General features: G+C 61.3%; 10 protein-coding genes. 6 read left to right on the forward strand and 4 right to left on the reverse strand.

Annotated elements, in window-relative coordinates:
* Positions 1–47: 47 nt before the first annotated feature.
* Together ACF8MC_RS09885 and ACF8MC_RS09890 are read right to left on the reverse strand one after the other, a co-directional pair.
* On the reverse strand, positions 48–1,415 hold the full coding sequence (locus tag ACF8MC_RS09885; RefSeq protein WP_033647989.1) for an APC family permease: 1,368 nt from the start codon (positions 1,413–1,415) through the stop codon (positions 48–50).
* A 534-nt stretch (positions 1,416–1,949) separates the two neighbouring features.
* The gene (locus tag ACF8MC_RS09890; RefSeq protein WP_048321810.1) at positions 1,950–3,368 is read right to left on the reverse strand and encodes a glutamine synthetase family protein; all 1,419 of its coding nucleotides are present in this window, start codon (positions 3,366–3,368) and stop codon (positions 1,950–1,952) included.
* Between ACF8MC_RS09890 and ACF8MC_RS09895 the strand changes: the two genes are divergently transcribed.
* From ACF8MC_RS09895 to ACF8MC_RS09920, 6 genes are all read left to right on the forward strand, one after another.
* A complete protein-coding gene (locus ACF8MC_RS09895; RefSeq protein ID WP_162057002.1) occupies positions 3,282–3,566 on the forward strand; it encodes a hypothetical protein in 285 nt (94 codons plus the stop codon). The genes ACF8MC_RS09890 and ACF8MC_RS09895 overlap by 87 nt on opposite strands.
* Before the next feature lie 197 nt (positions 3,567–3,763).
* Positions 3,764–4,321 carry an HTH-type transcriptional regulator PuuR gene (gene puuR / locus ACF8MC_RS09900; RefSeq protein WP_049195136.1) on the forward strand — a complete coding sequence of 186 codons (558 nt, stop codon included), beginning with the start codon at positions 3,764–3,766 and terminating at the stop codon, positions 4,319–4,321.
* A 157-nt stretch (positions 4,322–4,478) separates the two neighbouring features.
* Positions 4,479–5,990 carry a sugar ABC transporter ATP-binding protein gene (locus ACF8MC_RS09905; protein WP_164105231.1) on the forward strand — a complete coding sequence of 504 codons (1,512 nt, stop codon included), beginning with the start codon at positions 4,479–4,481 and terminating at the stop codon, positions 5,988–5,990.
* Positions 5,987–6,982 carry an ABC transporter permease gene (locus ACF8MC_RS09910; protein WP_033648150.1) on the forward strand — a complete coding sequence of 332 codons (996 nt, stop codon included), beginning with the start codon at positions 5,987–5,989 and terminating at the stop codon, positions 6,980–6,982. The genes ACF8MC_RS09905 and ACF8MC_RS09910 overlap by 4 nt, the downstream gene beginning before the upstream one ends.
* A 244-nt stretch (positions 6,983–7,226) precedes the next feature.
* Complete coding sequence (locus ACF8MC_RS09915; RefSeq protein ID WP_033653805.1) at positions 7,227–9,215, forward strand: ligand-gated channel protein; 1,989 nt, start codon at positions 7,227–7,229, stop codon at positions 9,213–9,215.
* 55 nt (positions 9,216–9,270) lie between these two features.
* The gene (locus tag ACF8MC_RS09920; protein ID WP_049234620.1) at positions 9,271–10,218 is read left to right on the forward strand and encodes a siderophore ABC transporter substrate-binding protein; all 948 of its coding nucleotides are present in this window, start codon (positions 9,271–9,273) and stop codon (positions 10,216–10,218) included.
* A 33-nt stretch (positions 10,219–10,251) separates the two neighbouring features.
* On the opposite strand, the gene ACF8MC_RS09925 is transcribed toward ACF8MC_RS09920, so the two are convergent.
* Together ACF8MC_RS09925 and ACF8MC_RS09930 are read right to left on the reverse strand one after the other, a co-directional pair.
* The gene (locus ACF8MC_RS09925) at positions 10,252–11,040 is read right to left on the reverse strand and encodes an ABC transporter ATP-binding protein (RefSeq protein ID WP_033647994.1); all 789 of its coding nucleotides are present in this window, start codon (positions 11,038–11,040) and stop codon (positions 10,252–10,254) included.
* Positions 11,037–12,119 carry an iron ABC transporter permease gene (locus ACF8MC_RS09930; RefSeq protein ID WP_031300718.1) on the reverse strand — a complete coding sequence of 361 codons (1,083 nt, stop codon included), beginning with the start codon at positions 12,117–12,119 and terminating at the stop codon, positions 11,037–11,039. The genes ACF8MC_RS09925 and ACF8MC_RS09930 overlap by 4 nt, the downstream gene beginning before the upstream one ends.
* Positions 12,120–12,308 lie beyond the last annotated feature (189 nt).

Raw genomic sequence — 12,308 nt, forward strand, 5'->3', positions numbered from 1 at the left:
AAGGCCGCGAATGCGGCCTTTTTTGTGGCTGAGGAGACGGCTCGCGCTTAGGCGGCGTCTTCGCTCGCTTGCGGCACCGGCAGACGGAAGCTGCGGGTGACGAAGGCCAGGTAGATCAGACCGATGGCCGCCCAGACCAGGCCCAGCGTCATCGAGCTGGCTTCCAGGTTGATCCACAGCGCGCCGACGGTCAATGCGCCCAGCACCGGCAGGATCAGGTAGTTGAACGTGTCTTTCACAGTGCGGTTCATCTTGTCGCGAATATAGAACTGCGAGATCACCGACAGGTTGACGAAGGTGAAGGCCACCAGAGCACCGAAGTTGATCAGCGCGGTCGCGGTCACCAGGTCAAACGACACGGCGGACAGCGCGATGGCGCCAACCAGCAGCACGTTCAGCGCCGGGGTACGCCACTTCGGATGTACATAGCCGAAGAAACGAGTCGGGAACACGCCGTCGCGGCCCATCACGTACATCAGACGCGAAACGCCCGCGTGCGCCGCCATGCCTGACGCCAATACCGTCACGCAGGAGAACACCAGGATCACCGACTGGAAGAATTTGCCCGCCACGTACAGCATGATTTCAGGCTGCGACGCGTCAGGATCCTTGAAGCGCGAGATGTCCGGGAAGTACAGCTGCACGAAGTAAGACACCACGATAAAGATGATGCCGCCGATCAGCGCCGTCAGGAAGATGGCTTTCGGGATCACTTTTTCCGCGTCTTTGGTCTCTTCAGACAGCGAGCTGATGCCGTCGAAGCCCAGGAACGAGAAGCACAGGATGGTCGCGCCGGTAATCATCGGCACCACGTGCGCGTTATCGGACCAGAATGGGCGGCTGCTGACCAGCGTACCGGCGCCTTCGCCGTGGTAAACGCCGTTGATCACCAGGCCGAGGAACACGATCATGATCGCCACCTGCACCACCACGATGATGGAGTTCAGGTTAGCCACCAGCTTGATGCCGCGCAGGTTGAAAATCGTCATCAAGCCGACCAGCACCGCCACGAAAATCCAGGACGGAACGCCTGGGAAGATCGCTTCCAGGTAAATCTTGGCCAGCAAAATGTTGATCATCGGCATGAACAGGTAGTCCAGCAGCGATGACCAGCCCACCATAAAGCCGACGTGCGGGCTGATGGCTTTCTGGGCGTAAGTGTAGGCGGAACCGGCGGAAGGAAACTTCTTCACCAGTTTGCCGTAGCTCAGGGCGGTAAACAGGATCGCCAGCAGAGCGAAGGCGTACGCGGTCGCGACGTGACCATCGGTCAGGCCGGATACGATGCCGAAGGTATCGAAGATGGTCATTGGCTGCAGATAAGCCAGGCCCATCATCACTACCGGAACCAAAGTCAGGGTTTTACGCAGCTGAGTGCGCTGAGCCGGAGCGGCGTTGAGGGTGTTATCGGACATTGTTCAGCCCCCCCTTACCTTGAGCCTTGCGGATGGCGGACACGCCAAGACTTAAGGTTGCGGGGAAACTTCGCAACGAGCGACTTAATTCTAAAAGAAGGGGATTGTAAGCTGGATAACGGGTCGAGGTAACCTCGGCTGCTCCATAGTCGCTGCGGCCACAGCGGAAACCGGCGGGCACCGGTGCTAAAGTGAAAAATTGCCCCATCTTTCTAATCCTCATGAGTCACGACCATAAAGTTTTGTTTGATCGTGCACGAAACTATTTATCTATCCGGATCGGTGTCCGGCCTCGCTTGGTGTATGAAACGCTACGTTGGTAAAACTTAATGCAAAAAAAATAACCGACGCGTTAAAACGTCGGCTATCTGCATTTGAGATATTTTGCACCAGAATGCCTCCGGATGACAAGATCCGGAAGCCCTTAAATACAAATTCTTTTTGTCGATCGAGCGGAAAACCGGCCCGGCAGGCGAATTAATCCACTACCGGCAGGCCGGTCGGCCGCACATACCTCTTACTTTATACGCCCATTCAGGCATTTTTCAACATCCAGTCAATCTCGGTTTCCGTCACCCGCCGCTCGAACTGCAGCAGTTCGTCGGTCTTGCAGGCGTGATAAACCTGGGTGAAACGCTCGCCCAGATAGTGGGTCAGCGCGTGCTGATGCTCAAACTCGTACAGCGCGTCGCTCTGGCGGATCGGCAGCGGCAGCCCCTCCTGCTCCAGCCCGTTGCCGGTCACCGGCTCAGGCAGCGGCAGCGCGTTGTCCAGCCCGTACAGCATGCCGGCCAGGATCGCCGCCATCACCAGATATGGATTGGCGTCGGCGCCGGCCACGCGATACTCCACCCGATGGTTCTCCGCTTCGCCGCAGGGAATGCGCAGCGCCACGGTGCGGTTGTTGTGGCCCCAGGCGGCCTGGATCGGCACATACATCCCAGGCTGGAAACGCCGGTAGGCGTTGACGTTCGGCGCCAGCAGCGCCATCGACGCCGGCATCAGGGTGATCATCCCGGCCAGCGCCTGTTTCAGCAGTGGCGAATCCTCGCCTTCGTCGTCGGCGAACAGGTTGTTGCCCGCGCCGTCCTGCATGCTGACATGCACGTGCATGCCGCTGCCGGCATGATCCTCGTAGGGCTTGGCCATAAAGGTGGCGTGCATGTCGTGGTTCTCGGCCACCAGCCGCACCAGCCGTTTCAGCGCCAGCGCGTGGTCGCAGGCCAGCAAAATATCGTCGGTATGACGCAGGTTGACCTCGAACTGCCCCGGCGACGCCTCCGCCACCGCGCCGTCCGCCGGCAGCCCCTGCAGCTTCGCCAGCGCGTCTATGTCGTTCAGCACCTCGGCGAAATGGTTCAGGTTATCGACGGAGTACACCTGGCTTTGGGTGTTGCGCTCCTGGGTGCCGGGCGCGCACGGCGGCTGCAGATCGCCCTCCGCGTCGCGCTGCCGATCGATGAGATAAAACTCCAGCTCTACCGCTGCCACCGGGAACAAGCCGCGCTGTCGCAGCGCCTGCCACACGCGGTTCAACACATTGCGGGGTTCAACGTCAAAGGGAGTGCCATCTTCATCCAGCATGGTCAGCAGCACCTGGCCGATATGCTGCGGATCGGCGGCCGACGGCGTCAGCGAGCCGGGCACCGGCAGGCAAATGCGGTCCGGCTCGCCGAGCTCTTGCCCAAGGCCGGTCTCCTCCACCACGTTGCCGAGGATGTCCATGGCGAACACCGACGCGGGGAAGTAGCTGCCTTTTTCCAGTTTTTTCAACCCTGAGACGGGTATGCGTTTGCCGCGGAAGGAACCATTGAGATCGGTGAGAAGGATATCGACATACTGCGTGGCGGGATGGCGTTCCAAATAATGAGCAACCTCATTTTGGAACGCGCTACTTCGCCTCTCTTCATGATGCTGTGCAAAATGTTCAACTGCTGCGCTATTGGTTTGCATACGTCACCCGCCATTATGCTCTTAAGGCGCGTTGGCGCCCGTCCGCCGTTCGATTCAACACATGATTGGATTTCTCGCCAGGCTGCGCCGCTGCCGGGCGCTCAAAATAACATCCACACCATGAAACATAGTCTTAACAGAATAGGTTTGCAAATGTTACAATCCTGTTTGATTATTCGCCGCCGGCTGCTAAATTGATAAAATATTGACCGAAAAGGCCTTGCCGCCATTTTTACGTCAACTATTTCGTCCAACGCACCGAGAGTGAACATGGGCAATATATTTTCCAAACCTGCCCTAACTACCGATATCATGCAACATCGTTATCGCCCAGACAGGCGCCCGATAGCGATATTCATGTCTGCCTGTCGCCCCTACCAGAAGGAAGTACCGCTATGAGCGAAGCCAGCTTGGCACCGGGCAAACGCCTGTCGCAGATCCGTCAGCAATTGGGTTTGTCGCAGCGCCGGGTCGCCGAACTGTCCGGGTTAACCCACAGTGCGATCAGCACCATCGAACAGGACAAGGTCAGCCCGGCCATCAGCACGCTGCAAAAGCTGCTGAAGGTGTATGGCCTGTCGCTGTCTGAATTCTTTGCCGAACCGGAAGCCGTCGACGAGCCGCGCGTGGTGATCGACGCCGAGGATCTAATTGAGATCGGCAGCCAGGGGGTGTCGATGAGGCTGGTGCACAACGGCAGCCCGACGCGTAACCTGGCGATGATGCTGGAAACCTACCAGCCCGGCACCACCACCGGTGAAAAGATCAAGCACCAGGGCGAAGAGATCGGCACCCTGCTGGAGGGCGAGATCGTGCTGACCATCAACGGCCAGAGCTACTGCCTGACCGCCGGCCAGAGTTACGCCATCAACACCGGCATTCCGCACAGCTTCAGCAATACCTCGGCGCGCATCTGCCGCATCGTCAGCGCACACACCCCCACCACCTTCTGAGCGCTTCTCGCACCGGCGCAGCCTGACGCGGGTTGCGCCCCTACCCGCCAACGCGTTTTTCACCGCCGTTATGCCATTTTGTTGGTTGCCAACGGCGCAATCTGTGTTACAACAGAGCAAATCAGCCATCTAAACATCTAAACGGCCTTAATACCCTATGTCAACCGCACCGCCTTCGCGCCTCGAGATGCGCAATATTTCGATCGCCTTCGCCGGTTTCAACGCACTGCAGGACGTGGACTTCACGCTGCAGGGCGGTTCAATCCACGCGCTGGTCGGCGCCAACGGCGCGGGCAAGTCGACGCTGATGGCGATCCTCTCCGGCGCCCACGATCATTATCGCGGCGAGATCCTGATCGACGGCCAGGCGGTGGCGATCCACTCCCCGCTGCAGGCGCGCCGCCACGGTATTCACGTGGTGCAGCAAGAGGTCGACGTCGCGCTGATCCCCACGCTGTCGGTGGCGGAAAACATCATGTTGGACTGGCTGAACGAACCGGGCCACTGGCTGAATTGGGCGGAGCTGCACCGCCGCGCCGCGCAGCTGCTGCAGCAATGGGCGCTGCCGCTCAACCCTCGCAGGCGGCTGGCGGACTGCACGCTGGCGGAAAAACAGCAGGTGCTGCTGGCGCGCGCGCTGTCGCACCGCTGCCGTTTTCTGGTGCTCGACGAACCGACCGCCCCGCTCGATCGCGCCGAGAGCGAGCGCCTGTTTAACGTGGTTCGCCACCTGCAATCCGAAGGTATCGGCATCGTATTTATTTCCCACCGCATCCACGAACTGAGCGACATTTGCGATCGGCTGACGGTGCTGCGCGACGGCCGGCGCGTCAGCGAGGACGCCATGCGCGGGCTGAGCGGCGAACAGATCGTCGAGAAGATGCTCGGCCATCGGCTGGACGATATTTTCCCGCCGCCGCGCCCGCCGCACGCCGAGCGAACGCTGCTGCAGGTGCAAGGCTTGCGCGATCGCCACAAGCTGCGCGACGTTTCGCTGCGGCTGCATGAGGGCGAAATTCTCGGCATCGCCGGGCTGGCGGGAGCTGGCAAAACCGAGCTGTGCAAAGCGCTGTTCGGCGCCAGCGCCGTGCAGCTCGAACGCGGCGAACTGCGCGGGCAGCCCTGGGCACCGCGCGCGCCGCACCTCTCGGTCGAACAAGGATTGGCGCTGGTGCCGGAGGAACGCCGCAAAGAAGGCATTTTCATCGATGAGGCGATCCCGATGAACCTGAGCGTCAGCGCCGACGACAGCTTCTCGCGCTGGAGCCTGTTCAGCCGACGACAAGAGCTGCGCTGGGCGCGCGAGATCATGCAGCGCCTGAACATTCGCGCCTCCGGCCCGCAACAGCGGCTGGCGCGCCTGTCCGGCGGCAATCAACAAAAAGTGGCGATCGGCAAATGGCTGCGCGGCGACGCCGAGGTGCTGATCTTCGATGAGCCGACCAAGGGCGTGGACATCAAGGCCAAGCAGGAGCTGTTCAGCCTGATCGACGGCCTGGCGCGCGCCAGCAAGGGCGTGATTTACGCCTCCGGCGAGTTCGCCGAGCTGGTTGGCCTGTGCGATCGCATCTGCGTGCTGTGGGACGGCCGCATCGTGGCGGAGTTGAACGCCGCCGACATCGACGAAGAAACCTTATTGCTCTATTCCACCGGAGGAACCCCTGCGTGAGTAAAGAATTAGCCCTGCGGCCTGCGCTGCCCTGGCGCCAACAGCTGTTCGATTTCCTCTACAAATGGGGCATGCTGCTGACCGTGGCGGCGCTGATCGCCCTGTTCGGCCTGGCGTCGGACAACTTCCTCGATGCCAACAACATCATCAATATCCTGCGTTCGATCGCCATCGTGACGGTGATCGCCATCGGCGTCTCTATCTCGCTGTCGGTCGGCGGTTTCGATCTGTCGGTCGGCTCGACCGCCTCGCTGGCCAACGCGCTGGTGATTTCGCTGTTCGTCTGGCACGGGTTCGGCACCACCGGCGCCATCGTGGTAACGCTGCTGCTGTGCACGCTGGTCGGCCTGTTCAACGCCCTACTGATCGTGGTGTTTAGAATTCCCGATATGCTGGCGACGCTGGCCAGCCTGTTCGTGATCCAGGGCGTGGCGATGACCTACAGCTACGGCGGATCCATCACCCAAAACATGGTGCTGCCGAATGGCGACATGGCGGAAGGCCTGATCCCGGAGGTGTTTTCCGCCCTCGGCCAGGTGCCGGTGATCGTGCTGATCATGCTGGCGGTCACCGTGGCGGTGCAGCTGTTCCTGTCGTTGACCAAGCATGGCCGCCGCATGTATGCCATCGGCGGCAACCCCGAGGCGGCGCGCCTTTCGGGCATCCGCACCGTGCGTTACAGGGTTGCCGCTTATGTCATTTCCTCTTGGCTGGCGGCGCTTGGCGGCATCTTGCTGGCGTCACGTATCGGCTCTTCGCAGGTCAACGCCGGCGGCGGCTATCTGATGGACGCGGTGGCGGCGGCCTATATCGGCTTCTCGCTGGCCGGGGCCGGCAAACCTAATGCGCTCGGCACGCTGATCGGCGCGGTGATCCTCGGCGTGCTGCAAAACGGGCTGGTGATGCTGTCGGTGCCCTACTACGCCATGGACATTATCAAAGGCCTGGTGCTGGCGCTGGCGCTGGCCATCACCTACATCCAAAAACGCTGATCCTCCCCGGCGCACGCCCGCTGCGCCGCTTTTCCCTTTAATTCATCCGGTTAACCTTTCCCGCCAGCAAAACCAGCATACAAATGATATGGATTATCATTAGCGTTTACATTCAGAAAAAAATCCTTACAATAGCCTCACGCAACGTTGACGAAGCTAAGCATTTCTCAGCGAAAGACGAACAATTTCATTAGAAATTCAATTGGTTAATTACTTTCACTTCAATCCAGGAAAGGTTTACCTCATGGAAACGCCACGTTACAGCAAGCTCGCCGCTCTGGTGATCGCCTCACTCAGCGCCACCGCCGCGCTGGCCGCGCCGCAGGACGACACCCAGGACACCATGGTCGTCACCGCCTCCGGCTTCCAGCAAAAAATTCAGGACTCCGCCGCTTCCATCTCGGTGATCCCGCGCCAGCAGATCGAAGACAAGGCCTATCGCGACGTGACCGACGCGCTGAAAGACGTGCCGGGCGTGGTGATCACCGGCGGCGCCAGCAGCAGTGACATCAGCATCCGCGGCATGTCCTCCAAGTACACCCTGATCCTGGTGGACGGCAAGCGTGTCGACACCCGCGGCACCCGCCCGAACAGCGACAACGCCGGCATCGAACAGGGCTGGCTGCCGCCGATGGAAGCCATCGAGCGCATCGAAGTGGTGCGCGGGCCGATGTCTTCGCTGTACGGTTCCGACGCCATGGGCGGCGTGATCAACGTCATCACTCGCAAGACCTCCCGCACCGAGTGGAAGGGCTCGCTGCACGGCGACGCCACCATTCAGGAAAACCGCGATTCCGGCGATCTGTTCCAGACCAACGCCTACGCCTCCGGCCCGCTGGTTGAAGGGCTGCTCGGCCTGCGGGTCAACGGCCTGCTGTCGCGCCGCGCGGAAGATAAAATCGTCAACGGTTACAACGAACAGCGCATGCGCAGCGGCACCGCGGTGTTCACCCTGACGCCGGACGAGAAAAACGAATTCGACTTCGAAATCGGCCGTTCGCTGCAAGATCGCAACAGCACGCCGGGCAAATCGGTGGTGGCGGAGCGCTGCAGCAGAGGCAAATGCTCGCCGACGTCCCGCAGCGAAAGCCTGTATACGCGCACCAACTACTCGCTGACCCACAACGGCTATTATGACTTCGGCAACTCCACCAGCTACGTGCAGCGCGAAGAAACCGGTAACCCGGGCCGTAACATGAAGGCCTACAACACCATCTTCAACACCCAGAACCAGTTCGAGCTGGGTTCCCACATGCTGAACCTCGGCGGCCAATACCGCTATGAAAAACTGGGCGACGGCGGCAACCAGCTTGAGTCGGCTCAAGGTCTCAGCAAGCTGACGCGCTGGAGCTGGGCATTGTTCGCTGAAGACGAATGGGCGCTGACCAACGACTTCAGCCTGACCAGCGGCATCCGCATGGATCAGGATGAAAACTTCGGCAGCCACTGGACCCCGCGCATGTACGGCGTCTGGCACCTGACCGAACAGTGGACGCTGAAAGGCGGCGTCTCCGCCGGTTACAAATCGCCGGATCTGCGCCAATCCTCCCCTAACTGGGGGCAGGTCACCGGCGGCGGCGTGCGTAAAGGCATCATCGTCGGTAACCCGGATTTGCAGCCAGAGAAGAGCCTGAGCGAAGAAATCGGCCTGATGTGGGATAGCCTGAAAGGCGTTAACGCCGGCGTGACGGTCTTCAACACCGACTTTAAAGACAAAATCACCGAAGTGCGCCGCTGCGAAGACACGCCGGATTGCACCATCGGCGGCACGTCCTACGACTTTATCAGCGATCGCGTCAACGTCGACAAAGCCAATATGCGCGGCGTAGAAGCCACCTTCGGCTGGCAGATCAACAAAGACTGGAAGTGGAACACCAACTACACCTACACCGCTTCCGAACAGAAGAGCGGCGAGTTCCAGGGCAAGGCGCTCAACCAGATGCCGAAGCACATGCTGAACACCGTGCTGGACTGGCGCGCCACGCAGGACCTCAGCCTGTGGTCGCGCGTTAACTTCCGCAGCCGCACCTCTGACTACCTGAGCCGCACCTCGATGGCCAAGAGCACGCCGTCCTACACCTTCGTCGATGCGGGCCTGAGCTACCAGGCGGCGAAAAACCTGCAGCTGACCGGCGGGGTCTACAACATCCTCGACAAGACCGTGGATTACGATCACTACAACACCACGCTGGACGGCCGCCGTTACACCGTCGGCATGACCTATAACTTCTGATGCCCCCGGGCGCGCGCTGCGCGCCCTTTTCATTCCATCACCGTGAGGAAGCCCCATGAGATTACGCCGCTCCCCCCTGATGATCGCCCTGCTGGCAACGATGGCGCTGGCGGGTTGCCACAGCAAAACCGACGCGCCGGTGGCTCCGGCCACCGTCAACGTCCAGCACCTGAACGGCAGCACCGAAGTGAAAAAGCACCCGCAGCGCATCGTGGTGCTGGATTACGCCTCGTTGGAAACGCTGCAGCTGTTGGGCGTCGAGCCGCTGGCGCTGCCCGGCAACCGCAAGAACTTGCCGGATAGCCTGAAGCGCTATCAGGACGACAAATACCTCAATGCCGGCACCCTGTTCGAGCCGGATATGGCCGTGCTGCGCGCCGCCAAGCCGGATCTGATCCTGATCGCCGGCCGGGCGTCCAAAGCCTATGACGAGCTGAACGCGCTGGCGCCGACGCTGAACATGTCCGTCGATCCGCAGGATCAGCTGGGCAGCCTGAAACAGCGCACGCTGCAGCTGGGCGAGCTGTTCGATAAGCAGCAACAGGCGCAGGCGGCGGTCGATAAGCTGGATGCGCAGATCGCGGCGGTCAAACCGCAGGCCGCTCAGGCCGGGCGCGGGCTGGTGGTGCTGTTCTCCGGCGGCAAGATCAGCGCCTACGCCCCCAAGAGCCGTTTCAGCTTCGTCTATGACGCCCTCGGCTTCTCGTCTGCGCTGCAGTCCGACGAAAAAGACGTGCGCGGCAACAAGCTGACGCCTGAGCAGGTGGCCAAACTGAATCCGGACTGGCTGTTCGTCATCGACAGAGACGCCGCGACCGGGCGGCCGAACGCGGTGGCGCCGCAGAAGATCCTCACCGGCACCGCGCTGAAGAAAACCACGGCGGTGAAAAAAGGCCAGGTGGTTTACCTGCCGGCGGCCGAGGTGTATCTGTCCGGCGGCATCGTCACCGCCCAGCACGTCGTCGAACGCGTGAGCGAGGCGCTGAACCACGCAGCACGATAAAGAAAGCCCGGCGATGCCGGGCTTTTTCTTGGATTAAATCGTCGGCTGGTTCACCAGACCGTCTATCAGCACCTGCGGCGTGCCCTGCGAACAGCGCTCGATACGCCCGCGCACGCCGTAGACCCGCGCCAGGCTCTGCGGCGTAATCACCTGATCCGGCGCGCCGTCGGCGATCAGATCGCCATCCTGCAGCATCAGCACGTGGTCGCCGTGGCGCAGCGCGATGTTGATGTCGTGCACCACCACCACCGTCACGATGTTGCGCTTGCGGGTTTCCCGGCGCACCAAATCCATCACGTGGAATTGATAGTTGAGATCGAGCGCGCTCAGCGGTTCATCCAGCAGCAGCAGCGAGGGCTGACGGATCAGCGACTGCGCCAACCCCACCAGCTGTTTCTGGCCGCCGGACAGCTGATCGAGATAGCTCAGCGCCAGGTGGGCGATACCCAATTGCTCCAGCAAAGCCATCACTTCCGCTTCGCTGCCGGCGTTGCTGCGGCCGCCCGAGGCGCGCTGCGCCACGATGATCGACTCCAGCACGTGCAGATGCACCCCGGCGGGCAGCGACTGCGGCAAATACACCACTTTCTCCGCCCGACGGGCGAACGGCATCTGCATCAGATCGCCGTCGTCCAGCCACAGCTTGCCCTGCGCCGGGTTCAGCCCGGCCAGCGAGCGCAGCAGCGTCGATTTGCCGCTGCCGTTCGGCCCCAGCAGCACGGTGATTTGCCCGCGCGGCAGCATCGGCACCGAGAGATCGTCGATCACCTGGCGCTTCGGGTAGCCCGCCGAGAAGTGTTCTATTCGCAGGCCCTGGCTCATACGTTCCCCCGGTGGCGCAGAATAATGCTCAGGAAGAACGGCACCCCGACCAGCGACGTGACGATGCCCACCGGAATGATCACCCCGGGCACCAAATTTTTCGACGCCACCGAGGCCATCGACAGCACCAGCGCGCCAATCAGCGCGCTGGCCGGCAGATAGAAACGGTGATCTTCGCCGAAGATCATGCGGGCGATGTGCGGCGCCACCAGGCCGATAAAGCCGATCGGCCCGACGAACGCCACCGCCAGCGCCGAAAGGATGCTGATGCGCAGCAGCGTGGTCAGCCGCAGACGGCGCACGTCGATGCCGAAGCTCACCGCCCGGTCTTCACCCAGGCGCAGCGCGGTCAGTTTCCACGAGCTCATCATCGACAGCGGCAGCAGCACGGCGAATACGCCGAACAGGATGCCCAGCTTGTCCCACGAGGCGCGCGCCAGGCTGCCCATGGTCCAGAACACCAGCCCCTGCAGCGTGTCCTCGCTGGCGATGAACTGCATCATCGACACCAGCGCGTTGAAGGTAAACACCAGCGCGATGCCGAACAGCACCACGCCGGAGGTGGCGACCCGCGTCCAGCGCGTGATGCCGTCGAGCATCAGCGCGGCGAACAGCGCGAAGATAAAGGCGTTGGCGGAGATGAACCACTGATCGGGAATGCCCGGAATGCCGATGCCGAGCACGATCGCCAGCGCGGCGCCAAAGGCCGCGGCGGAAGACACGCCGAGGGTAAAGGGGCTGGCCAGCGGGTTATTCAGGATGGTCTGCATTTCCGCCCCGGCCAGGCCGAGCGCAAACCCCACTACCACCGCCATCAGCGCGTAAGGCAGGCGGATGTCCCAGACGATCACCCGCGTGCCGGCATCGGCCGCCGCGGGGTCAAGCAGCGTTTGCCATAAGGACGACAGCGACAGCCCGGACGGCCCCATGGTGAAATCCAGCAGCAGCGACCCCAGGATCGCCAGTGCCAACACGCCCATCATCAACAGGCGATGGCGAAGAATATGCTGATAACGCCCCATCACGCCGGCGTTGGGTTGCCCCTTGGCGTCAGTCATGGGATCGGTGGATACGCTCATTCGTTAAGATACCTGTTACAACCATCATGACAGCGGCGCGAAAGCGTCCGCCGTAAACCGGAAAGCGCGCGGCGACAGCCTGCGCGCAGCCGTCAACAATAAAGCAAACGATAATACTTATCAATCATATCAATAGGTGAAAACGGCGTTATCGAAATGTAATAAATTGTTTTTCCACGCCATTCTTCA

It is taken from the genome of Serratia sp. LACPHL-BACT-2024-00286, from assembly GCF_043109535.1.
GTDB classification, from domain to species: domain Bacteria; phylum Pseudomonadota; class Gammaproteobacteria; order Enterobacterales; family Enterobacteriaceae; genus Serratia; species Serratia sarumanii.